The sequence below is a fragment of the Corynebacterium meridianum genome (genome assembly GCF_016342265.1).
Lineage (GTDB): Bacteria > Actinomycetota > Actinomycetes > Mycobacteriales > Mycobacteriaceae > Corynebacterium > Corynebacterium meridianum.
Genome location: NZ_JAEIOS010000010.1, coordinates 145518 through 170544, shown reverse-complemented (window position 1 = coordinate 170544; position 25027 = coordinate 145518). Strand labels below are relative to the sequence as shown.

The following is a 25027-nucleotide window of genomic DNA, read 5'->3' as shown; positions in this document are numbered from 1 at the left end:
ATGGCACAGTGATTCCTATGAAGTTGACCATCCTCGGGTGCACCGGAAGTCTGGGAGCCCCAAAAGGGCCCGCTTCCGGGTACCTTCTGCGCGGGACCCGCGGCCCAGCGGTGATCATGGACTTCGGCCCCGGGACCCTCGCGGCGTTGCAGCAGGTGCAGGATCCAGCGGACGCCCATGTGATGTTCTCCCACCTGCACGCGGACCATTGCATGGACTTCCCCTCGCTCATGGTGTGGCGTCGCTATCACCCGGCGTCAGCCGCTCCCGCGCGGAACCTGTGCTGCGGCCCCGTTGACCTGCCGGCCCGGATGGGGCGTCTCTCGGCCGACATCGAGGGCGAGGTGGACGACATGTCTGATTCCTTCGCGTTCGTGCCGTGGAGAAACGGTGAGCCGGAGACCATCGCCGATTTCACCGTGACCCCGTACTCCGTCGTCCACCCCATCGAGGCCTACGGCCTGCGTGTCGAAGAACCGTCGACGGGTCGCGTCCTCGCATACTCCGGCGACACCGGATGGTGCGACAACCTCGTCGAGTTGGCTCGCGACGCGGACGTGTTTCTGTGCGAGGCGACCTGGGGTGATGAACCCGCCGGAAAGCCTGAGGCCATGCACATCTCGGGGCAGGAGGCCGGGCGTGCGGCGAGGCTCGCAGGCGTGCGGCAGCTCGTCCTCGTGCACATTCCCCCGTGGGTCGATGATCAGGCCACCCTTGAAGCCGCCCGGTCGGAGTTCGACGGCGAGATCCTTCTGGGGCATGCGGGTATGGAGCTGAGCATCTAATCCCACGCATCACCTGTGGCGGCGGCTCTGCTCCGGTGCTACGGACCGAATCTGAAGAAACCCTGCTCGGCGGGGTTTCTTTTTCGTGAGGTGGAGGTGTGACGACCCCCACTAATGAAAAAAGTAACCATTAACGGGAAAACAGGCTAACTTTGTTGAGAATCATTGTCTACTACTCTGGAGTTGGTCATGTACCTGAGGAACCGGGCGCTGGCAATCGCCTTTGCGTCTGCACTGCCGCTTGCCGTGATGTCGCCCGCCATCGTCAATGCCGAGGAAACTCTGCCCGAAACCGCCGCCGAGAGTACCTCGGATGCCACTGAGGCAGACCACAGCCCTGCGACGCCATCGGGCGCGGACGATGCCTCCCACAGCGCGGATTATGATGACCATGGTCATGCACACCACGATCACGACGGCCACGACCCTGACCACCACCATGGGCATGACGGCCACGACCATGCCGAATCCGGTGAAGATCACGAAGATCACGGTGGGCACGGCGACCACGATCATGGCGGGCGCGGTGGAGATCGACCGGTAGATTCCAGCGGTTCCACTTCGCCCGAGCGGGACAGTGGTGGCGATCGTCCCGACTCGCCGTCCTCAGGGCCGATCGGATCGTCATCCGGAGGAGTTATCCCCGGATTCGGGTCCAGCTCGCCGAAACCCGGTTCCGACGGCCATGACCACGATCACGACCATGGGGGTCACGGCCATGACCACGATCACGACCATGGGGACCACGGTGGCCACGATCACGACCATGGGGACCATGGGCATGACCACGACCATGGCCACGGTGGTCACGATCACGATCATGGGGACCACGACCATGGCCACGGTGGTCACGATCACGATCATGGGGACCACGACCATGGCCACGGTGGTCACGATCACGATCATGGGGACCACGGGCATGATCACGATCACGGTGGTCATGTTCACGATCATGGGGGCCACGGGCATGACCACGACCATGACCACGGTGGGCACGATCATGGTCACGATCATTCCGGGCATGGCCACGACCATGGACATGATCACTCGGGGCACAATCACGGGGAACATGGCCACGGTGGACACGGCCACGACCATGCAGGCCATCACCACGGAGGTCACGGGCACGATCATGTGCATGGGGGTCATGATCACGGTGGGCACAATCACGGTCACGATCATGCCGGTCACGGCCACGATCATGCCGGCCACGACCATGACCACGGTCACAGCCACGAGGGGCATTCCCATGCGGTGCGCCAGTGGAAGGGGCGCGACAGCGTCGAATCCCGGGGTGATTCCGGACGGTCTGTCAGCACTCAGGCGGCTGCGGAATCCGCTGAGGCCACCCCGGCCATTCAGCAGGCATCATCCGATGGGGACGGTGGATCCGGGATCGTCGCCGTGTGGGCCGCCGCATTCGCCATGGGGGTCCTGGTGCTCGCAGCTACAGCACTGCGGGTCAGCCGACGGCGTCGCTGAGGTTCGTTGACGGGGTACGGGTGAATGAATGACGCCCCAGGGGAGCCGTCCGGGGAGATCGTTTCCTGCCGGACGTCCGCTGGGGCATCACCTCCGTCGTGGACCGACGGACGCGGTACGTACCCGTGGAACTACGGTGTGATGACCAGCTTCACCACCTTGTTCTCCGCGGCGTTGGCGAACAGATCGTAGGCCTCGATGAACCGGTCCATCGTGTAGTGGTGCGTGGCCATCTTCCTGGCAGGCAACTTGCCGGACTCGACCATGCGCATCAGTTTGTCGATGGAGTACCCGTCGATGAGACCCATGCTGATGGTGATGCTTGAGATCCACAGGTCCTGCAGGGGCAGGTCGATGGACTTGCCGTGGACGCCTACGTTGGCGACGTTGCCGTGTGGTCGGACGATGTCGAGACAAGTCTTGAAGGTTTGCGGGATACCGACGGCTTCGACGGCGACATCGACGCCGAGACCGTCGCTGGACAGTGCCTTGATCTTGTCGATCGCGTCCGGGTCGCCGGCGTTGACCTTGTGGGTGGCTCCGAACGCCATCGCGGTGTCCATTCGGTTCTCATCCATGTCGACGGTGATGACCCGTCCGGCACCCGCGAGGCCTGCGGTCATGACGGCGGACAGGCCCACCGGACCGGCGCCGACGACGGCGACGGTATCGCCCGGTTTCGTGTTGCCGTTGAGGATGCCGATCTCGAATCCGGTGGGAAGTGCGTCGGTGAGGAACAGGACGTCCTCATCGCTCAGTCCGTCCGGGACGGCGTAGATGGAGGTCTCGGCGAAGGGAACCCGGCAGTACTCCGCCTGGGTTCCGTCGATGAGGTGGCCGAGGATCCAGCCGATTCCTCCGACGGTCTGGCAGTGGGAGTAGTTTCCGACCTTGCAGAAGCTGCATTTGCCGCAGGAGGTGATGGCGGGGATGATCACGCGGTCGCCGACCTTGAACTCGGTGACCGCGTCCCCGACCTCTGTGATGGTTCCGACAGCTTCATGGCCTAGGATCCGTCCGTCGGTCACCGCGGGGACGTCGCCCTTGAGGATGTGGAGATCGGTGCCGCAGATGGTGGTTGCGTCGATTCTGCAGATGACGTCGGTGGGTTCCTGGATGGTCGGATCCGGTACTTCCTCCCACGACTTCTGTCCCGGTCCGTGGTAGACGAGTGCCTTCATGGTGGAGCCTCCTTGTTGAGATTGGTTGTCACTTAGAATGGATTTGGTGAATCTTATGGCACGAGGCTAGTCCACTTTTTCACCCTGCAACAGGGGTGTGTTTCGATGCCAGTTTTAACGGCCTGTTCGGAGGTGCATTTCCGGACAGGGGGGAAAGCGGGGGTCGACGACCGTGGGCCGGTCGACCTGTCATCGTGGAGATCACCGGGCTAGGTGCAGAAACCTCCGGAGGGGCTTTGTCCGACGTGTAGGAGGACGGCGGAGACCGTCCCCGACGGGGTGAACGGATCGGTTCCGGGCGGCGTGGGTGCGTCCGCGGGGAGCGGTGGCGCGCCGGGTATCCTGGCGGGCATGACTTCTTCTTTCACTCGCGCAGACGGCCGCTCACTCGATGAGATGCGGCCGGTTTCCATCACCAGAGGCTTCACCACCAATCCGGCGGGCAGCGTCCTGGTTGAATTCGGCAACACCCGGGTCATGTGCACGGCGTCGGTCGAGGAGCGAATTCCCCGCTTCAAGGTCGGTTCCGGTGAAGGTTGGTTGACGGCCGAGTACTCGATGCTCCCCGCAGCCACGCATGACCGCATGCCCCGGGAATCGATGCGCGGAAAGGTGAAGGGCCGGACCCACGAGATCTCCCGGCTGGTCGGGCGTTCACTGCGTGCCGCCATCGATCTCTCGCAGCTCGGGGAGAACACCATCGCCCTCGACTGTGACGTCCTACAGGCCGACGGCGGCACCCGCACCGCCGCCATCACCGGTGCCTATGTCGCCCTCGCGGACGCCGTCGCGGCGCTGCGCGAGCGCGGTGTCCTGACCGGGGATCCGCTCCTTCCCCCGGTGGCCGCTGTCTCGGTGGGCATCATCGATGGTCGCGTCTGTCTCGACCTCCCCTACGAGGAGGACTCCCGGGCTGAGGTCGACCTGAACGTCGTCATGACCGAATCAGGCAACTTCGTCGAGGTCCAGGGAACCGGTGAGGCCGGCACCTTCTCCCGGGACCAGCTGAACGCGATGCTGGACTCCGCGGAGATCGGTTGCCGCCAGCTCATAGCCGCCCAGAAGGCCGCCCTCGAAACCCCTCTGAAGGGCTGAGCGCCGGTGCTTCTCCATGTGGCATCGCACAACCCCAAGAAACTGAAGGAACTCCGTCGGGTGCTCGATGCCGCGGGCATCGAGGGTATCGAGCTGCTGTCCTCGGAGGACCTCCTCGGATACCCGGAGCCGGTCGAGGACGGGCGGACCTTCGCCGACAACGCACTGATCAAGGCACGGGCCGGTGTCGCGGCCACCGGGATCACCACCCTGGCCGATGACTCCGGGCTCACCGTCGAGGAACTCGGTGGTATGCCCGGGGTGCTCTCCGCGAGATGGTGCGGCAGGCACGGCGATGACGAGGCCAACAACGAACTGCTTCTGGCGCAGATGGCCGATGTCCCGCTGAAGCGCCGGAAGGCGGCATTCGTATCGGTCTGCGCGCTGGTCACCCCGGACGGGGAGGAGTGGGTCGAGAAGGGCACCTGGGCCGGTCGGCTCGTCCGTACCCCGGTCGGGGAGAACGGCTTCGGCTACGATCCACTGTTCATCCCCGCGGAGGAGGATGAGCGCGTCGCGGACAGTGATGAGCGGCCCCGGTCCTCGGCAGAGCTGTCGCCGGAGGAGAAGGACGCACTGTCGCACCGCGGCAAGGCGCTCGCCGCGCTGGTGCCCGCGCTCGCGGAGCTCGCCCGCCGGTCCGAACTCGAAGGTACCGCCGTAGGTACCGACGAAGGACGCCTCATCGCGGTGGACACCGGCGATGAGGCGGAGGCTGAAACAGTGGAGGAAGATGGCGCGGAGGAATCCCGCGACAGTTGAAACAGGTCAGAGATCGAACGCCGTCGTGACCTCACGGCGGCGTTTCTGCTCGATCCAGAAGGACATGAAAGGGATCGTGCCGGCCAGCGCCGTGGTCAACCAGCGCATCGGTTCCCACCGGGCCTTGATCCCGAGGTTCATCGTCGCCATGAGGTAGCACATGTAGAACAGTCCGTGCAGCTGGCCGATGAGCGTGGCCCAGCTCGGCATGTCGACGTGGAAGATGTAGTCGAGGATCATGCGGCCGGTGAGGATCAGCAGCCAGATGCCGGTCACCCAGGCGGCGACCACGAAGATCCGGAGGGCTGTCCGGATCCGGTCCTGGCGACCGCTCGGGGGGGTGGTGTCGGTGGAGGGTGCAGTCACGGAAAAGACCTCTTTCACTCGGTGTTGTCGCTGCGGCGACGGGGTGTGTTGAGGGCGTTGAACGTCTCGATGTCGATTGACGGCCGGGGCGGTAGGAAGTCCTCGTCGATCTCCGTCATCTCACCGCGGGCCTCACGCTCGGCCCTCTCCCGTTCGGCCGGGGCCTGGCCGGTCTCCCGGACCTCCCGTTCGTACTGGCCGATCTTCCAGTAGGCGTAGATGAAGAAGGCGCCGAAAGCGGGCCACTGGAGGGCGTACCCGAGGTTCTGGAAGGATCCCGATCCGGACCGGAACCGGGTCCACTGCCACCACGCCAGAAACAGGGTGGCCAGAACCGCGACGGCGAGGAGCAGGAGCCGGAAGACGTGCACGCGGTGGCGTGTCTGTTTGCCGGGCTTGTCCATCTCGTTCACACCTGTCGACGATACCTCACAGGGGTACGCCGTCAGCCACCCGGAGGGAACCTGATTCGGAGCGTGTGGGCCGGTGATTGTAGGATGACGCGCAGCGTGCCTTCAGCGGACACCCCCGCGCCCGTGGCGGAATTGGCAGACGCGCTGGATTTAGGTTCCAGTGTCTTATGACGTGGGAGTTCAAGTCTCCCCGGGCGCACCGTACAACCCTCCCGATCAGGCTTGTCGGGAGGGTTTTTCATTTTCCCGGTGTATGCGGACGCTGGACGCATGAGCATCTCCCGCAGTTACGACGCCTGGTTGGCGGAGACCGGCACGTTGCTCGGTGTCGAGTTCGAGGGGGACCGGAATCCGGGCGGGGAATCAACCGTGGGGGAGGGATGCGCGGGATCGTTCCTGCCCGTCCCGGGGGCGGGTGCGGGGCCCGCCCGGGTGCTCGATGATGATTGTGTCGCACCTTCCGGGGGACAGGTGCCCCGCGGGGTCGACGGGGCGCGGGATGTGGTGCCCGGGATCCTGAATGAGGGGCGGGATACGTCGGGGGCGGTGCGGAAAGACTGGGGTGGTCACCCCTTTGCGGGGGTGGTTAATCCGGTTCCGGGGGCGAAACAGTTTTTCCCGCTCAACTACGGTTTTTGTCGACGCCGCCCCCGTTTCGCGAAGGTGAAGCACGGACACGCTCGCAAAAGATGACGCTTTCCTCATGATTCTGTGGCACATTTGCCTGGGCAAAACTAGCGGCTCCCGGGCCGCCCACATCCATGCAAACAGGAGAGTTTCCACGTGACTGAGCACCAGCACACCTTCGGCAGCGACCGACTCATCGACAACCTGGGAAGGCAGAGCTACGCACTGAGCTTCTCAGGTCAGGGTTTCGACTGGTTGAGCACACTGCGAGACTCCCTCGCCACGGGTGCTGGCTCCAATATCTCCGACATCGTGGAACAGGCCGATACCCTCCTCTCACCGGTGGCCGACGCACTCGTCGGCACGCGCCCGCACGGCTTCGATCCCGTCGCCTGGGCTGGTACGGACGGAGCCCCCACCTTCGATCCCGCGCAGGCAGCGGTGAGCGTTCCGGGTATCTTCACCGCACAGCTCGCGGTTCTGGACGCCCTCGAGTCCCAGGGGCTCGACATCGAGCGCGCCACGGCGGTCATCGGACACTCCCAGGGCGTGCTCGGCGTGCATCTGATGGAGGACGTCTCCCGCGCGGCGGAGCTCCTCGCCGTCGCGGAACTCATCGGTGCGGCCGTGACCCGTACCGGCCGGATGACCGGCCTCATCCAGCAGGGCGAGAATTATCCGATGCTCCTGATCCAGGGGGTCACCCGGGCGCAGCTGGACAAAGCCATCGCCGCCACCTGTGGAGATGTCGATGAGCGGGTCCGCCCCGTCATCGGTCTACGCAACGGAATCGACGCCTTCGTGGTCGTCGGCCGGCCCTCGGACCTGACCGCGGTGCAGGAACTCCTGCAGAAGTTCGCCGCGCGCGACGCGAAGGCGATCGAGAACAAGGAACGCGGCGGCAAGCCGTTCGCGCCCGCATTCACACCGCTGAAGGTGCAGACCGGCTTCCACCATCCCGCCTTCAACCCCGGCGTGGAGCAGGTCGTCGAGTGGGCGGGTGCCTGCGGCATCGACACCGATCTCGCCCGCGCCGTCGCCGCCGACGCGATGGTCAACCCCGTCGACTGGGTCGCCGAGGTCACCGGCGCGGCTGATGCGGGAGCCAGCTGGATCTTCGAGGTCGGCCCCGACGGTGGGGTCGCCGCGCCGACCCGAAAGATCGTCACCGGCCGCGGTGTCGGCGTGCTCGCCGTGCACGACGAGGCCGGCCAGTCCCGGCTCTTCGATCCGGGTATGCCGATGGAACCCCCGGCCGACTTCAGCCGTTTCGCCCCGCGCGTCGCGCGTGACGCCGACGGCAACGACATCCTCGTCACCCGCTTCACCGAGCTCACCGGCTACTCGCCGATGCTGCTCGCGGGAATGACCCCCACCACCGTCGACCCCGAGATCGTCGCCGCCGCCGCGAACGCCGGCAACTGGGCGGAGATGGCGGGTGGCGGACAGGTCACGCCCGCGATCCTCGAATCGAACATCGCCAAGCTCACCGACCTCCTCGAGCCGGGCGTGAACGCCCAGTTCAACTCCATGTTCCTGGACCCGTACCTGTGGAAGATGCAGATCGGCGGCAAGCGCCTCGTGCAGCGTGCCCGCGCCAACGGCGCCCCGATCAACGGTGTCGTCGTCACCGCCGGCATGCCGGACCACGACGAAGCGGTCGAGCTCGTACACGAGCTCCGCGAGGCCAACATCCCGTGGGTCTGCTTCAAGCCCGGAGCGGTCAAGCACATCCGCAAGAGCCTCGACGTGGCCGCCGCGGTCCCGGAGATCCCCGTCATCATCCAGGTCGAGGGAGGCAAGGCCGGCGGGCACCACTCCTGGGAGGACCTCGACGACCTGCTGATCGCCACCTACGGTGACATCCGTCGCCACCCGAGCGTCGTGCTCTGCGTCGGCGGCGGCATCGGAACCCCCGAGCGGGCGGCCGACTACATCACCGGTGAGTGGGCGTGTGCCCACGGCCTGCCCGCCATGCCCGTAGACGGCATCCTCGTCGGCACCGCCGCGATGGCGACGAAGGAGGCGAAGACCTCCGAGTCGGTCAAGCAGCTGCTCGTCGACACCGCCGGTATCGACGGCTGGGTCGGCGCCGGCCACGCCGCCGGTGGCATGGCCTCCGGCCGCAGCCAGCTCGGCGCGGACATCCACGAGATCGACAACTCCGCCGCGAAGGCCGGCAGGCTCCTCGACGAGGTTGCCGGCGACGCCGACGCCGTCGCCGCCCGCCGCGACGAGATCATCACCGCGATCGGCCGCACCTGCAAGCCGTACTTCGGTGACCTCACCGACATGACCTACCGCACGTGGCTGCAGCGCTACCTGGAACTCTCCGGTCCCCACAAGGGGGAGTGGACCGACATCACCTGGTTCAACCGCTTCGAGGAGATGGTCGCCCGCACCGAGGCCCGTCTCACCGACACCGACCACGGAACCTTCACCCCTGCCGTCACCCTGACCGAGACCGACGCACCGCGCACCGCGGTCGAGCAGCTCATCGAGACCTACCCGCAGGTAGAGACCGAGCTGCTGCACCCGGCGGACGTCGCCTGGTTCCTCGGGCTGTGCCGCACCCCGGGCAAGCCCGTCAACTTCGTGCCCGTCATCGACGAGAACGTCCGCCGCTGGTGGCGTTCCGACTCCCTGTGGCAGGCCCACGACGAGCGCTACGATGCCGACCAGGTGTGCATCATCCCCGGGCCGGCCGCCGTCGCGGGCATCACCCGCATGAACGAGCCCGTCGCGGACCTGCTCGCCCGCTTCAACGCCGCCACCATCGAGCGCATCGGGGAAACCTCCGCGGAGACCCCCGCCACCGTGGACACCGCCCCCGTCCCGCGCGTGCTCGCCGCCTCGGGCACCTACTGGGCCGGCCGCCACACCGCATCCCTCATCGGGCGCCTCGGGGCCCCGGACGCCTGGGAGACCGCCGCCGACGGCCGCTCCGCCACCCACTCCGCGACCGGGTCCACCCTCTTCGAGCAGGACGACACCCACGCGGTGCTGACCGTCCCGCTCGCCGGATCCACCGCGGCCGGCACCACCACGGACCTCACCATCCGGTTCACCCTGCCCGCCGACGCAGCCCCCGGCTCTGTCCCGCAGGTCACCCAGGCCGACGCCGAGGAGGCGATGGGTGAGCTCACCCGCGTCGCCGCCGGCGGCACCCTCGCCCAGCTCGACGGACACACCGCCCACTGGTCCACCACCCTGGACCTCGGCCACACGGCCGACTACCAGGGCGTGACCACCGGCTACCTGCCCGCCACCCTCACCCCGGCAGGTACCGCACCCGACGTCCTCGTCGGTCGCGCCTGGCCCGCCGTGTTCGCCGCAGTGAACTCCGCGGTCATCCCCGGCACCGATTCCGCGTCCGTCGTCGAGGGCATGCTCTCGCTGGTCCACCTCGAGCACCACCTCAAGCTCGACCGTGAACTGCCCGTCCCCACCGCGGACAAGCCCGTGCAGCTCGACGTCACCGCCACCGCCGACGAGGTCACCGACACCGACATCGGACGGGTCGTCGTCGTCCGCGCACAGATCACCGCCGACGGCGAACCCCTGGGCACCCTGTCCGAGCGCTTCGCCATCCGCGGCCGCAACGGCCGGGCCACCGCGAACACCAACACCTCGGTCCTGCCGAGCGTCGTCGACACCCCGCGTTCCTTCCGCTCCATCGCCACCGTCAACGCCCCGAAGGACCTCCGGCCCTTCGCCGTGGTCTCCGGCGACCGCAACCCGATCCACGTCTCACCCACCGCGGCCGGGCTCGCCGGCCTGCCCGGCGTCATCGTCCACGGCATGTGGACCTCCGCCATCGGCGAGCTCATCGCCGCCGCCGGCTACTCCGACGACAGCACCACCACCGCGCCGGGCCGCGTCGTCGAGTACACCGCGACGATGCTCGCCCCGGTCCTGCCCGGCTCCACGATCGAGTTCACCGTCGAACGCACCGGCATCGACGACCGCCCGGGCTGCGGCGAGGTCCGCAGCGTCACCGCCACCGTCGGCGGAAACCCGGTGCTCGTCGCCACCGCCGTCATGGCAGCCCCGAAGACCTTCTACGCCTTCCCCGGCCAGGGCATCCAGTCCCCGGGCATGGGCATGGACGCCTACCTGTCCTCCGCCGCGGCGAAGGAGGTCTGGGACCGTGCCGACGCACACACCCGCGGAAAGCTGGGCTTCTCCGTCCTGGAGATCGTCCGCAACAACCCGACCGAGGTCGTCGTCCACGGCGAACGCTTCCACCACCCGGACGGTGTCCTGTTCCTCACCCAGTTCACCCAGGTCGCCATGGCGACCCTCGGTGTCGCCCAGGTCGCCGAGATGCGCGAGGCCAACGCCCTGAACCAGCGCGCCTACTTCGCCGGCCACTCCGTCGGTGAGTACAACGCCCTCGCCGCCTACGCCCGGGCGCTCACCCTGGAATCCGTCGTCGAGATCGTCTACCGCCGCGGCCTGACCATGCACCGCCTCGTCGACCGCGACGAGAACGGCAACTCCAACTACGCGCTGGCCGCCCTGCGACCCAACAAGATGGGGCTCACCGCCGACAACGTCGGCGAGTTCGTCGCCCGCATCGCCGAGGAATCGGGCGAGTTCCTCGAGATCGTCAACTACAACCTCGCCGGCCTCCAGTACGCCGTCGCAGGCACCGTCACCGGTCTGAAGGCCCTCGGTGCCGCCGCGGAACAGGCCGCGCCCGGGCAGCGGGCGTTCATCCTCATCCCGGGCATCGACGTGCCCTTCCACTCGTCGGTCCTGCGCGACGGTGTGGGCGACTTCCGCGACCACCTCAACTCCCTGCTGCCGCAGGAACTGGATCTCGACGTCCTCGTCGGCCGCTACATCCCGAACCTCGTCGCCCGCCCGTTCGAACTCACCCGCGACTTCGTCGAGTCCATGACCGAGGTCGTCGACTCGCCGCTGCTCGACGAGATCCTCGCGGACTTCGACGCGGCCGCCGCGAACGAGCAGAAACTCGCCCGCACCATCCTCGTCGAACTCCTCGCCTGGCAGTTCGCCTCCCCGGTCCGCTGGATCGAGACGCAGGACCTCGTCCTGCGCGACACCGCCCACGGTGGCCTCGGCGTGGAGCGCTTCGTCGAGGTCGGCGTGGGCTCCGCCCCGACCATCGCTAACATGATGGGCCAGTCACTGCGCCTCCCGCAGTACGCCCACTGCGACATCGAGGTCCTCAACATCGAGCGCGACCGCAGCGTCGTGTTCGCCACCGACGAGATCGTCCACGAGACAGCCGCCGAGGAGGAGAACACCGACACCGGTGCCGCCGCCGGAACCCCGGCCGCCGAAGGCTCCGCCCCCACGGAACCCGCGGCGGCAGCCGCCCCGGTCGAGCAGGCCGCCCCGGCCGCCCCGACCGGAGGCCCCCGCCCCGACGACATCGCCTACGGGCCGGCCGACGCCACCGCGCTGCTCATCGCCCTGTGGACGAAGGTCCGACCCGAGCAGATGGGGGTCACCGACTCCATCGAGACCCTCGTCGACGGTGTGTCCTCCCGCCGCAACCAGCTCCTGCTCGACCTCGGCGTCGAGTTCGGGCTCGGCGCCATTGACGGTGCCGCCGACGCGGAGATCGCCGACCTGAAGAACACCGTCTCCCGCATGGCGAAGGGCTACACCGCCTTCGGCCCGGTGCTCTCCGACGCGATCGCCGACGCCCTGCGCCGCATCACCGGCCCCACCGGCAAGCGCCCCGGCTACATCAGCGAACGCGTCACCGGCACCTGGCAGCTCGGCCAGGGCTGGGCCGACCACATCACCGCGGCCGTCGTCACCGGCTCCCGCGAGGGTGCCTCCCTGCGGGGCGGCGACCTCGCCACCCTGAGCCCCGCCGCGCCGTCCAACACCGGTGAACTCGACGCGCTCATCGACGCCGCCGTCCAGCAGGTCGCCGCCGACCACGGTGTCTCCATCGGACTGCCCTCCGCCGGTGGTGCCGGAGGAGGGGTCGTCGACTCCGCCGCGCTCGGCGAATTCGCGGAGCAGGTCACCGGTAAGGCCGGCGTCCTCGCAGCGACGGCGCGGACGATCCTCAGCCAGCTGGGCCTCAACCACACCCCGCGCACCGCGGATCTCTCCGACGCGGAAGCCGACCAGAGCTTCTTCGAGCTCGTCAGCAAGGAACTCGGCTCCGACTGGCCGCGCCTGGTCTCGGAGACCTTCGAGGCCGAGCGCACCGTCCTCATCGACGACCGGTGGGCCTCCGCCCGCGAGGACGTCATCCGCGTCGCCGCGGGAGAGACCGACGGCGGGAACCTCGACGTCACCGGCACCGGCTCAGCCGTCGCCGACCTCGCGACCCACCTCGCGACCAGGGCCGACGAGACGACCGCCGCCACGCTGCGCCGCCTCGCGGAGCAGGCACGCGACACCACGCCCGGTGAATACGCCGCGGATGTCGCCGTGGTCACCGGTGGATCGCCGAACTCCATCGCCGCCGCGATCGTCGCCAAGCTCCTGGCCGGTGGCGCGACCGTCGTCGCCACCACCTCCTCGCTCAACCACGACCGCCTCGAGTTCTACAAGGGCCTCTACCGCGACAACGCCCGCGGCGGTGCCGCCCTGTGGATCGTGCCCGCGAACCTCACCTCCTACGCGGATCTCGAGTCCGTCATCGACTGGATCGGCTCCGAGCAGACCGCCACCGTCAACGGTGAGAAGAAGGTCACCAAGAAGGCACTCGTCCCGACACTGCTGTTCCCGTTCGCCGCACCGCGCGTCATGGGCAGCCTCGACGACGCCGGCCCGCGCGCCGAGAACGAGATGCGCCTGCTGCTCTGGTCCGTCGAGCGGCTCATCTCCGGGCTGTCCGCCATCGGCACCGACGTCCGCGTCGGCCGCCGCATGCACGTCGTCCTCCCGGGTTCCCCGAACCGGGGCCGCTTCGGAGGCGACGGGGCCTACGGTGAGGCCAAGGCCGCACTCGACGCCCTGGTCACCCGCTGGAACGCCGAACCCGTGTGGGGCGACCGCACCTCGCTCGTCCACGCCCTGATCGGCTGGGTCCGGGGAACCGGACTCATGGGCGGCAACGACCCCCTCGTCGAGGCCGTCGAGGCCGCCGGCGTGCGCACCTACTCCACGGACGAGATCGCCGCCGAGCTGCTCACCCAGATCGACTCCGGCGTGCGCGACACCGCCGCCCGGGCGCCCGTCACCGTGGACCTCACCGGCGGACTCGGCGAGGCCGACCTGGACCTCGCCGAACTCGGACGCAACGCCGCCCGGGACGCCGCCGCAGCCGAGACCGACCGCGACGGCGACGACACGAAGCGGGAACTGACCGCGCTGCCCACCCCGTACCGCCGAGTGCGGCAGACCACCCCGGATTTCTCGGGCCAGGTCACCGCCGACCTCGACGACATGGTCGTCATCGTCGGCACCGGCGAGCTCGGCCCCTACGGCTCCGCGCGCACCCGCTTCGACGCCGAGGTCACCGGTGACCTCACCGCCGCCGGCGTCATCGAACTCGCCTGGTCCATGGGCCTGATCACCTGGGACGCCGACCCCACCCCCGGCTGGTACGACGCCGAGGGCAACGAGGTCGAGGAAGCCGACATCCACGACCGCTTCCACGACGAGGTGCTCGCACGCGTCGGCGTGCGCCGCTACCACAACGACTTCGGCATGGTGGACAACCTCGCCCCCGAGCTGACCACCGTCTACCTCGACCAGGACATGACCTTCAGCGTCTCCGACGCCGAGGCCGCCCGCACCTTCGTAGACTCCGAACCGGACAACACCAGCGCCTGGTTCGACGAGGAGACCGGCGAGTGGAACGTCACCCGCCACGCCGGGTCCGCGGTCCGCGTCCCGCGCCGCATGTCCATGTCCCGCTTCGTCGGCGGCCAGATCCCCGAGGGCTTCGACCCGACCGTGTGGGGCATCCCCGCCGACATGGCCGACAACCTCGACCGCGTCGCGCTCTGGAACATCGTCTGCACCGTGGACGCGTTCCTGTCCTCCGGATTCACCCCGGCCGAGCTCCTGCGCTCCGTGCACCCCGCCCGAGTGTCCTCCACCCAGGGCACCGGCATGGGTGGTGTCGAGTCCATGCGCTCGCTCTACATCGACCGCCTGCTCGCCGAGCCCCGCGCCAACGACATCCTCCAGGAGGCGCTGCCCAACGTCATCGCCGCGCACGTCATGCAGAGCTACGTCGGCGGCTACGGCCAGATGATCCACCCCGTCGCCGCCTGCGCCACCGCGGCGGTCTCCGTCGAGGAGGGCGTGGACAAGATCAAGCTCGGAAAGGCCGACGTCGTCGTCGCCGGTGGCTTCGACGATCTCTCCGTCGAGGGCATCACCGGCTTCGGTGACATGGCGGCCACCGCCGACTCCGCGGAGATGGCCGGAAAGGGCATCGAGGAGAAGTACTTCTCCCGCGCCAACGACCGCCGCCGCGGCGGCTTCGTCTCGTCCGCGGGCGGCGGAACGCTGCTGCTCGCCCGCGCGAGCGTCGCCGCCGAACTCGGACTGCCGGTTCACGGTGTGATCGCCTTCGCCGAGTCCTTCGCCGACGGTGCGCACACTTCCATCCCAGCACCGGGACTCGGCGCCCTGTCCGCGGCCCGCGGCGGGGTGAACTCGCGGCTTACCAGGGCACTGGCCTCGGTGGGCGTGACCGCCGACGAGATCGCCGTGGTGTCCAAGCATGACACCTCCACCACCGCGAACGACCCGAACGAGTCCGACCTGCACGAGCGGATCGCCGCATCCATCGGACGCGCGGACGGCAACCCGCTCTACGTCATCTCCCAGAAGTCGCTCACCGGCCACGCCAAGGGCGGAGCCGCGGCCTTCCAGATGATCGGCCTCACGCAGGTGCTGCGCAGCGGCGTCCTCCCCGCCAACCGGGCCCTCGACTGCGTCGACCCGGTACTGGCGAAGCACAATCACCTCGTGTGGCTGCGCCGCCCGCTGAACCTGGCCGCCCGCGCGCCGAAGGCCGGACTGGTCACGTCCCTCGGGTTCGGCCACGTCTCCGCACTGGTCGCCATCGTCCACCCGGCCGCCTTCGTCGAGGCGCTGCGCAACGCACGGGGTGACGACGCCGTCGCATCCTGGACCGCCCGTTCCACCGCCCGCGAGGAAGCCGGCCTGCGCCGCATCCTCCGCGGCATCTACGGCGGCCCGGCCCTGTTCACCAGGCCCACCGACCGCAACCTCGGCGCCACCGGGGCAGCGGCCAAGGAACGCGAAGCGAGTGTCCTGCTGGACGATGACGCCCGACTCGTCGACGGCGTCCTGCGCACCGGCGGAGAGATCTAGCGCTGGAGTACCGCTGAACGACCGATGACCGCCGCCCCACCCGTTCACACAGGTGGGGCGGTGGTTCTGTCACGTCGTACCACCTCCACACACCCTGCCGTGGCCGGTAGGCTGGGGTACATGCCTGCACCGCTCCTGCCCACCACCGGAATCGACCTCGTCCACATCCCCGGCTTCGCCGAACAACTGGACACCCCGGGTAGCACCTTCACAGACGTCTTCACCGCCACGGAGAAGCGCATCGCAGGCCGCAAACCCGGCCACCTGCGCGCCGAGCACCTCGCCGGGCGCTGGGCCGCCAAAGAAGCCTTTATCAAAGCCTGGTCGACCGCGCTCTACGGGCAACCACCCGTCATTGAGCCGGACACAGTGAACTGGCAGGAGATCGAGGTCCGACCTGACCGGTGGGGGAGAGTCACACTCATGCTCCACGGAGCTGTCGCAGAAGCCGTTGCCTCAACCCTGGGGAAGATACGGGTGACCCTATCCATCAGCCACGACGGGGATTATGCCACGGCAGTGTGTTGGGTTGGGTAGATGCGGGTGGGGTAATGGTGCCCCCGGTATGGAGTAAAACGCGGAGAACCCTGTTCAAATCTATGCGTGTCATCTATACTCAGAGGCGAGAAATGAACCTCAGTAAGCGTCAGCTCGTTTCTGACGTTGAATGCTCCGAGCTATCAGCTCTCAAGGCCAATGAACAGCGATGTTCATTGGCCTTTTTCTATAAGAAAGGTTTGATAGATGTCTGAAGAACGTCGCTACCTCGTCGGAATAGACGTCGGGTCCTACTCGGTCGGGATGGTAGCCCTCGCCATTGATGATGACGGGATGCCCACGGAGTTGCTGAGCGCGGTGTCGCACATTCATGATTCAGGAGTCGACCCCGGTAATCAGAAAGACGCACTAACCCGGTTGGCGGTATCTGGAATCGCTCGTAGAACTCGGAGACTGTTCCGAAAGCGCCGACGTCGTCTCATCCAGTTGGACAAATTCCTGGTAAAACAGGGGTGGCCGGTGTCCGCAATGGAGTCCTACGATGACCCGTACCTTCCGTGGAAAGTGCGGGCAGAACTCGCGGCACGAAAGATCGAGGATCCTGTAGAACGTGGCGAGAAGTTATCGATCGCGTTGCGTCACATTGCGCGCCACCGAGGGTGGCGGAACCCCTACTCCAAGGTCTCGTCACTCATGGTCGACGCTTCCCCGAGTAGCGCATTCGAAGAGATCAGGACCACAATCACGAAGACAACCGGAGTGAAGATTCCGGAAACCGCGACCGTCGGACAGATGGTTGCGGCCACGAGCTTCGGGCAACACAAGTTGCGGGGTGAAGGCGGGCTTCTCTGCTCTCGACTACTGCAATCTGACCACGCCCGGGAAATCCGCGAAATCTGCGCCAAGCAAGGAATCGATGGGGTACTGACGCGACAGATCATCGAGAAGGTTTTTGCTGCAGAATCGCCAAAGGGATCGGCATCGGGACGCGTGGGTAAGGATCCTCTCCAGCCTGAAAAAGACCGTGCGTTGAAGGCGTCGGATGCATTCCAGCGCTATCGGATCGCTGCGCTCATCGGTAACCTTCGGATTCGTACCGACAGGGGGAAGAGGCTGCTCACCCTCGAAGAACGGAATCTGATCAATGACCACCTTGTGAACCTGAAGCCCAAGGTGGAGGCTGACTGGAACAGCATCGCAGAGATCCTCGGTATTGACCGGGGTGAACTCCTCGGTACTGCGACGATGACGGATGATGGGGAACGCGCGGGTGCCCGACCACCCGTGCACGACACGAACCGACAGCTCCTCACCTGTCAGGTGAAATCTCTCGCGAATTGGTGGAAAACAGCAGACGAGGCGCATCGGTCAGTGATGCTCAAAGCACTTGCGAAAGGTGAGATGACCGACTTTGATTCCAAAGAAGGAGTCGCGGTCCAAGAGTACTTCACGGCACTTGAAGATCCAGAACAGGAAAAACTTGATAAATTCCACCTCCCCATCGGACGGGCAGCATACTCGGAAGATACGCTCCGGCGCCTCACGAGAGTCATGTTGGAGGAAGGCGTCGATCTCTATCAAGCCCGGCTCCGGGAATTCGGGAAAGGACCAGACTGGAGACCGCCGGCACCGCGGATCGGTGAACCTGTCGGAAATCCGGCAGTTGACCGGGTGCTCAAAACTGTCGCCCGGTGGCTGGAAGCCGCAATTGATACCTGGGGGGAACCCCAGAGCGTGAACATCGAGCATGTTCGAACTGCGTTCACGAGTAAAGCAACGAGCGATAAAATTGATAGAGACATGCAACGGCGTGCAAGTCGAAACGAACAACTCTATGCAGAATTGCAGGCAAAGCTTGGGAATGGTGAAGATGCTGGGCTTTCGAAGAAAATAGCGTTATGGCGCTACCAGGCTTTCCAAAGGCAAAATGGGAACTGTGCGTACTGTGGATCAGAGATCAAATTCGACAATTTTGAGATGGATCATATTGTGCCGCGTAAAGGGCCAGGTTCGACAAATAAACGAGAAAACCTAGTTGCGGTATGTCGTGAGTGTAACCGATCGAAGAGCAATCTCCCTTTCGCTCAATGGGCGCGGACCAGTGATCGTGAAGGAGTGAGTGTTGAAGAGGTCGTAGAACGCGTCAGGCATTGGATCACGGACCCCGGAATGCGGGAGAAAGATTTTAGGAAATTTAAAGAAGAGGTCTGTAAGAGATTTGAGAGGGAAACGGCTGACGAGGAAATAGATAATCGCTCTATTGAATCAGTTGCATGGATGGCGAACGAACTTCGTGCGCGCATCTGGCAGCGCCTCCATCGTGAAGGGAAGGAATCTCCTCAAGTACGGGTTTATCGGGGCTATCTGACTCATCTAGCACGCAAAGCTGCTGGCATTGAGGACAGGATTACCCTTATTGACGAAGCCAGTCGGAAACAACAAGATCGGCGTAAAGATGTTAAGAAACGTCTCGATCGGCGACATCATGTAGTGGATGCCGCAACAATTGCGTTGATGTCCGCTACTATTGCTGAAATTCTCATACAGAGGGATGAACTGCGATATTCCCAAAGGATATGCAGGGAAAAGAAAACGTGGGATGAGTTTAAGGGAGTTGACTCATTTCATCGTAAGAAGTTCGCTGAGTGGGAGCTCAAGATGGCGTCGATGGCGGGGATAGTTCAAAACGCATTGGATGAAGACCGCATTGTGGTGATGTCTAATCTTCGGCTCCGTCTTGGAAACGGAGCTGTTCATGAAGCGAAGATTCATCCATTGAAAGAACTAAAAGTTGGTGATGCGATTTCAGTACAAGATATTGATCGTGCCTCTAGTGAAGCACTGTGGTGTGCGTTCACGAGACATCCGGATTATGATCCCAAAAATGGACTTCCTGAAAACTCGGAAAGAACACTACGAATCCATGGTAGGTATTTGAACTCCAAGGACACGATCACCGTTTTTCCAGTGAAGGCTGCATGTCTTGCAGTGCGTGGAGGCTTCGTGGAACTGGGATCGTCTTTCCATCATGCGAGGATCTATCGTTACTTCTCTGGAACGAAGGCTGTGTATGGGGTGTTGCGGGTTTATACTGTCGATCTCCACCGCTTCCGGGATCAGGATCTTTTTTCTGTCGAACTACCGCCGCAGTCAGTAACCTGCCGTTATGCGGAGCCCAAGCTGCGTAAAGCTATCGGAGAAGGAACCGCAGAGTATCTGGGGTGGATGGTTGCTGATGACGAAATGCTCGTAGATACCTCAGCATTTGATAGTGGCATTTTGGGTGAGTTTCAGCGAGAAGTCGGGAAAACTAGACGATGGAAAATAGTAGGATTTGATTCTAATACGGTAGCTATTCTGAAACCGTTACAACTGAGTGCAGAAGGGCTGGATAAAGAATCCAAGGAAGACCTTCGAAAAATCCTCAAAAAACCAGGCTGGAGACCTGCTGTAAACAAATTGTTTGAATATGGTTCCGTTATTGTGATCCGTCGAGATGCGCTAGGAAATCCCCGGATGGATAGTGCTGCACATCTGCCTGTGACCTGGCAGATCAAGGCGTAGTTCGATGAATCCAGGTTGGCGGGTTCTTGACTTCACGGAATTTAGCGGTCGGTTACATTACCGCAGGGGCTCTATCCTTGTACTAAAAGATGGTGAATGTGAAAGAACTTCCGTGCCTCTCACTCAAGTTGCCGTTGTTCTCATCGGAAACCAAACTTCTATCTCTGGAGCTGTCTTAGCGAAACTGAGTGACTACGATATAGCTCTTCTGATTTGCAATTGGTGTGGTGTTCCGGTTGCAGGGGCTATGCCGTGGCGAGATCATACTCGTATTGGTGCCCGCCAGCGCGCGCAGGCAGATTTGTCATTACCCAGGCGTAAAAATGCTTGGGCGCGGATTATTCGCGCAAAGGTTCTGGGCCAGGCAGCTACAGTTAGACCCTTCTCATCGACTGTGTCTCATAGCCTCTCAGAGTTAGCGAAGGGCGTCCGATCGGGGGATCCGGAAAACGTCGAGGCACTTGCGGCGAAACGATATTGGCATGGAATCTCATTGCTCTATTCTGAGTTTAGGAGGAATCCTGGAATCGGTGACGGTGGACTTAATGGATGCCTTGACTATGCGTACACCGTTCTACGTGGATACGGAGTTCGTGCCGCTGTCTCTGCGGGTTTATCGGGAACCCTAGCTGTCTTCCACAGAGGTCGTGACAATCCGTATGCGCTTGTAGACGATTTGATTGAGCCCTTCAGGCCTGCTGTAGACGCTCGCGTCCTGAATCTTGGTTCTAAGCTTGGTTTTGACGTGAGTTTACCGAATGTGCGTGCGGGCCTTGTGTCCGCAGTTGATGCGAAGTTTGATGAATCTGGCGCCACGATTCCAACCGTACTTACCGCTTTTTGTCAACAGTATGGGCTTTATGTAGAGGGCCAGCGGAAAGTGCTGGAGGTACCAATCTGGAAGGGAGAGGTCTGTGCCAGCGAAGGGGGCTGAACAGGTGTGGTGTCTGGTTATGTTTGATCTTCCAGTGAAAACGAAGGTGCAACGGGCGGCGGCGACGAGATTTCGGAACGAGCTACTTGATATTGGCTTCTGTATGATGCAGTTCAGTGTCTATGTTCAGTATCTTCCGCTTGCGGCACGGCTGAGCCAGATCGGGGCTGCTGTCAAGGCTGCGCTCCCGTCGGGTGGTGACGTGAGGATTATTTGTGTGACCGATACACAGTGGGCGAAGGCTCTACGGTTTTCGAGCGCCGTAGCGGTGAAACCGGAGTCGGAGCCGTCCCAGTTAACGATTTTTTGACACCCGGCACGGGGGAAAACTGCAGGTCATCAGGTATTTTTCAGGCATGCGGAAGTATATCAGGGGTAAGGAGAAATGAACCCCAGTAGAGCAGCCAGAAGTTTTGACTCGCCAGGAAGTATATCAGGGGTAAGGAGAAATGAACCCCAGTAAGCTCGACGAGACGCTCGACGGCGTGCGAAGTATATCAGGGGTAAGGAGAAATGAACCCCAGTCGGCCCCGGCGCTGCGGTCGGCTGGATGGAAGTATATCAGGGGTAAGGAGAAATGAACCCCAGTTGAGCCGAGCGGAGGTTGCGGAATGTCTGAAGTATATCAGGGGTAAGGAGAAATGAACCCCAGTGTTGACGGCGCATCCGGTAGACTTCCAGGAAGTATATCAGGGGTAAGGAGAAATGAACCCCAGTGCTCGAAACTCGCGGATCATTTGCGGATGAAGTATATCAGGGGTAAGGAGAAATGAACCCCAGTTCGTCACAGATCAGGTCAACCCGCGCGGGAAGTATATCAGGGGTAAGGAGAAATGAACCCCAGTCCTGACACCACGACGTTCCCCGGGGCATGAAGTATATCAGGGGTAAGGAGAAATGAACCCCAGTGTCGAGAAGGCGAAGGAAGTCGGGCAGTGAAGTATATCAGGGGTAAGGAGAAATGAACCCCAGTAAAGTCGCCGGTTTCGTCGGTCTGCCGGGAAGTATATCAGGGGTAAGGAGAAATGAACCCCAGTATCCACACGGCTCACAACGGGACAGACAGAAGTATATCAGGGGTAAGGAGAAATGAACCCCAGTGGCCGGGTCCTCGGTCTCTGGCTCCGGAGAAGTATATCAGGGGTAAGGAGAAATGAACCCCAGTGCGAAATCGTCTACCAGCACCCGGACCTGAAGTATATCAGGGGTAAGGAGAAATGAACCCCAGTGTGACGGCGTGAGCGATCGATCCGGATGGAAGTATATCAGGGGTAAGGAGAAATGAACCCCAGTCAGAAGGCGATCGAGGAGGATCAGCAGGGAAGTATATCAGGGGTAAGGAGAAATGAACCCCAGTTCCACCTCGCGCACCTCGAAAGGAAACAGAAGTATATCAGGGGTAAGGAGAAATGAACCCCAGTACCGCAAACAAGGGCAACGACGTGCTTCGAAGTATATCAGGGGTAAGGAGAAATGAACCCCAGTCGCTAGGCCGACCTGGTTAAGATCAACGGAAGTATATCAGGGGTAAGGAGAAATGAACCCCAGTTCGCGGATCTGCACGCCAAACTCGCGCGGAAGTATATCAGGGGTAAGGAGAAATGAACCCCAGTGCGCCCAGGAGCACCTACTGATTCAGGGGAAGTATATCAGGGGTAAGGAGAAATGAACCCCAGTCCGCCGGTGATTGGAGCCGACTGGTCCAGAAGTATATCAGGGGTAAGGAGAAATGAACCCCAGTCTTGTCGCGGTACAGGATCAGCGCGTACGAAGTATATCAGGGGTAAGGAGAAATGAACCCCAGTACCGCGACGGCGATCAGGGGCGCGCCGTGAAGTATATCAGGGGTAAGGAGAAATGAACCCCAGTGGCCAACCTTGAGGGCGCGTTCATCGAGGAAGTATATCAGGGGTAAGGAGAAATGAACCCCAGTTGCTGGCGTGGCCACCGATCCCCGCGCGGAAGTATATCAGGGGTAAGGAGAAATGAACCCCAGTAATGTGATCTTGTAGCCGCGGCGGTATCGAAGTATATCAGGGGTAAGGAGAAATGAACCCCAGTGCCGCCGAGGGCGCGATCTACGAGCAGTGAAGTATATCAGGGGTAAGAAATGAACCCCAGTTCGTGATCGTCAACGTGTCGTCCGGGGCGAAGTATATCAGGGGTAAGGAGAAATGAACCCCAGTACTCGTCAAATGCGAGCACACCGGACCGGAAGTATATCAGGGGTAAGGAGCAATGAACCCCAGTGCTTTCGCGTCTGGCCTCGGAGAGAAGTGAAGTATATCAGGGGTAAGGAGAAATGAACCCCAGTCGTGATCCGCTGCGGTCCGGGGACGACGGAAGTATATCAGGGGTAAGGAGAAATGAACCCCAGTAACCTGCCCAAGACGCTCGTGAACGCCGGAAGTATATCAGGGGTACGGAGAAATGAACCCCAGTCGTAGGAGCCGTTTGCGTTGTTGCTGGTGAAGTATATCAGGGGTAAGGAGAAATGAACCCCAGTTTATGTCCTCGCGCGCTTCGTTCGCCATGAAGTATATCAGGGGTAAGGAGAAATGAACCCCAGTCGACGCGACCGAGTACGGTGCCGGTCACGAAGTATATCAGGGGTGAGGAGAAATGAACCCCAGTAGCACCGCGTCGTAGTGCGCACTGATTGGAAGTATATCAGGGGTAAGGAGAAATGAACCCGAGTGCTTTCACCTCCGATAGGCCGAGGGCATGAAGTATATCAGGGGTAAGGAGAAATGAACCCCAGCTATAACACTTCTTTACCAATTGTGTATTCTAGAGTATGTTGAGATATTAGTCAAATGGTCTTACTTAATATTTAAATGGGGGTGTTGCCATTTTTATGTCAGCATATTTGCATCATCGGCAAAGTGTTGTGGAGATTTCTGGCGTCCCTGGTTGTGTGTTTTGTTAATTGAGTTTAGTGGATTAGGGATCCGGATCTGATATGAGTCTGGTGCCAGTCGATATGGTTAACCCGCTAGGTTGGGCCGGAATCATATTAGCGTGCTGTATCCCTATTTGCGTTCGAGAAGTCACGCGGTGTTGTGGTCCGGGTGTCAAGTAATCGTGAGGGGCGGCATGTGGTTGGCGAAGCTGGTAGGAGGACTTCTGTGTTTATCTGGTCGGGTTGGTGTATGTAGACCCGCTGCGACCGTAAATATGGGTGAATATACTAGAGGAGAGCACACTGGTACCGGCTACCGGGGCAGTGAAAGCTCCGGGTTGCGTTGATGCTTACATGTGGTCTAAACGTAGTTGCCGGGAAAAAGGGGTGTACCCGCTGTTCGACGAATCATATCTTTGACAGTGACCCCGACACAGTGGATTTGACTGGGGGTGGTACTTATTATCAGCTCAACTGTGATTGGCGGAGTTGCCTCGATGACAGGTAATAAAGAAAAAGGCGCAATTACGTGATTTTCCATGTGCAACACGTCATGTCGTTGACTTTGGGTGTGTCCACCAGCTTCTACCTGGAAAAGAGAGTCCGGTATTGGCCAGTTGATCATCGGAAGAGGTTTTGGTCAGTGTTGTGGAACTGGTGAGGCCTAGTTAGTCGGGAATATTCGTGACGCATTTAACAGTCGGAGGAGGGCGTGATTGACGAGTAGTTTGACTCAGGGGTGTTCAATCCGGTGTGCCTACTAATATCGCCAGGCGCGACTCGCGGAATCCACGTTCTACCTTTGTGTAGTCAGAAAGACTATGTAGGTCGGCATTGCTGTGGGGTATCCAATTGCGTCAAGGATGATCGGGCCGGCTCATGTTGGTAGCTTTTGGAGGATGGCCGTTCTTGGGTGTCTGGAACGAAGTTTTATGGGTGAGCTGTTGCTTCCCCAGTATTCGGAGAATCCCCGGTAGGATTCTAGTTCGTGAAACGTATAGTACATGGATCGGCCTGGAACAGATGGTTGGAATTGGTGCGGTGAGATTTGTGTGATCGATGGTACCGTGGCCATGGTGTCTCCGTTCGGGATGGTGTGGTACGACTGTTGTCGACTGTGGGTG

Annotated in this window: 14 protein-coding genes, 1 tRNA gene, 1 pseudogene and 1 CRISPR repeat array; of the genes and pseudogenes, 12 read left to right on the top strand and 4 right to left on the bottom strand. The window is 62.6% G+C overall.

The genetic code is table 11. The features are described from left to right. The first annotated feature begins 17 nt into the window (after positions 1 to 17). Together JDV75_RS03080 and JDV75_RS03075 are read left to right on the top strand one after the other, a co-directional pair. Positions 18 to 785 carry an MBL fold metallo-hydrolase gene (locus JDV75_RS03080; protein ID WP_198737785.1) on the top strand — a complete coding sequence of 256 codons (768 nt, stop codon included), beginning with the start codon at positions 18 to 20 and terminating at the stop codon, positions 783 to 785. A gap of 397 nt (positions 786 to 1182) precedes the next feature. Further along, positions 1183 to 1329, top strand: a complete 147-nt coding sequence (locus tag JDV75_RS03075) for a hypothetical protein (RefSeq protein WP_198737784.1) — start codon at positions 1183 to 1185, stop codon at positions 1327 to 1329. An 80-nt stretch (positions 1330 to 1409) separates the two neighbouring features. On the opposite strand, the gene JDV75_RS03070 is transcribed toward JDV75_RS03075, so the two are convergent. Next, entirely contained in the window at positions 1410 to 2036 is a 627-nt protein-coding gene (locus JDV75_RS03070; protein ID WP_198737783.1) for a hypothetical protein, read from the bottom strand. Positions 2037 to 2039: 3 nt separating this feature from the next. Between JDV75_RS03070 and JDV75_RS03065 the strand changes: the two genes are divergently transcribed. Then, complete coding sequence (locus JDV75_RS03065; protein ID WP_198737782.1) at positions 2040 to 2267, top strand: hypothetical protein; 228 nt, start codon at positions 2040 to 2042, stop codon at positions 2265 to 2267. 131 nt (positions 2268 to 2398) lie between these two features. Here JDV75_RS03065 and JDV75_RS03060 read toward each other — a convergent pair whose 3' ends face one another. Then, entirely contained in the window at positions 2399 to 3448 is a 1050-nt protein-coding gene (locus tag JDV75_RS03060; RefSeq protein ID WP_198737781.1) for a zinc-dependent alcohol dehydrogenase family protein, read from the bottom strand. A gap of 351 nt (positions 3449 to 3799) precedes the next feature. Between JDV75_RS03060 and rph the strand changes: the two genes are divergently transcribed. Continuing rightward, positions 3800 to 4543 carry a ribonuclease PH gene (rph, locus tag JDV75_RS03055; RefSeq protein WP_198737780.1) on the top strand — a complete coding sequence of 248 codons (744 nt, stop codon included), beginning with the start codon at positions 3800 to 3802 and terminating at the stop codon, positions 4541 to 4543. Between the two features lie 6 nt (positions 4544 to 4549). Beyond that, positions 4550 to 5185 (top strand): annotated as a pseudogene (locus JDV75_RS03050) (non-canonical purine NTP pyrophosphatase); the annotation flags it as partial. 126 nt (positions 5186 to 5311) lie between these two features. Here the strand turns inward: JDV75_RS03050 and JDV75_RS03045 are convergent. Both JDV75_RS03045 and JDV75_RS03040 read right to left on the bottom strand, forming a co-directional pair. Beyond that, the gene (locus JDV75_RS03045; RefSeq protein ID WP_198737778.1) at positions 5312 to 5671 is read right to left on the bottom strand and encodes a DUF3817 domain-containing protein; all 360 of its coding nucleotides are present in this window, start codon (positions 5669 to 5671) and stop codon (positions 5312 to 5314) included. Positions 5672 to 5685: 14 nt separating this feature from the next. Continuing rightward, positions 5686 to 6075 (bottom strand): hypothetical protein, encoded by a 390-nt coding sequence (locus JDV75_RS03040; protein WP_198737833.1) that lies wholly within the window; start codon positions 6073 to 6075, stop codon positions 5686 to 5688. A 126-nt stretch (positions 6076 to 6201) separates the two neighbouring features. Here JDV75_RS03040 and JDV75_RS03035 point away from each other — a divergent pair. From JDV75_RS03035 to cas2, 7 genes are all read left to right on the top strand, one after another. Continuing rightward, a tRNA-Leu gene (locus JDV75_RS03035) sits at positions 6202 to 6283 on the top strand. 71 nt (positions 6284 to 6354) lie between these two features. Continuing rightward, positions 6355 to 6777 (top strand): hypothetical protein, encoded by a 423-nt coding sequence (locus JDV75_RS03030; protein WP_198737777.1) that lies wholly within the window; start codon positions 6355 to 6357, stop codon positions 6775 to 6777. 90 nt (positions 6778 to 6867) lie between these two features. After that, positions 6868 to 16005: a fatty acid synthase subunit beta domain-containing protein gene (locus tag JDV75_RS03025; RefSeq protein WP_336244279.1), complete on the top strand. Its 9138-nt coding sequence runs from the start codon at positions 6868 to 6870 to the stop codon at positions 16003 to 16005. A 135-nt stretch (positions 16006 to 16140) separates the two neighbouring features. Then, a complete protein-coding gene (gene acpS / locus JDV75_RS03020; protein ID WP_198737831.1) occupies positions 16141 to 16542 on the top strand; it encodes a holo-ACP synthase AcpS in 402 nt (133 codons plus the stop codon). Between the two features lie 207 nt (positions 16543 to 16749). After that, positions 16750 to 20067, top strand: a complete 3318-nt coding sequence (gene cas9 / locus JDV75_RS03015; protein ID WP_232958128.1) for a type II CRISPR RNA-guided endonuclease Cas9 — start codon at positions 16750 to 16752, stop codon at positions 20065 to 20067. A gap of 4 nt (positions 20068 to 20071) precedes the next feature. After that, on the top strand, positions 20072 to 21001 hold the full coding sequence (cas1, locus tag JDV75_RS03010) for a type II CRISPR-associated endonuclease Cas1 (RefSeq protein ID WP_198737776.1): 930 nt from the start codon (positions 20072 to 20074) through the stop codon (positions 20999 to 21001). Further along, complete coding sequence (gene cas2, locus JDV75_RS03005) at positions 20982 to 21311, top strand: CRISPR-associated endonuclease Cas2 (protein WP_198737775.1); 330 nt, start codon at positions 20982 to 20984, stop codon at positions 21309 to 21311. Before cas1 ends, cas2 begins: the two co-directional genes overlap by 20 nt. Positions 21312 to 21362: 51 nt before the next feature. Next, positions 21363 to 23763: direct repeats of the CRISPR family, unit length 36 nt; unit sequence GAAGTATATCAGGGGTAAGGAGAAATGAACCCCAGT. Between the last annotated feature and the right edge of the window lie 1264 nt (positions 23764 to 25027).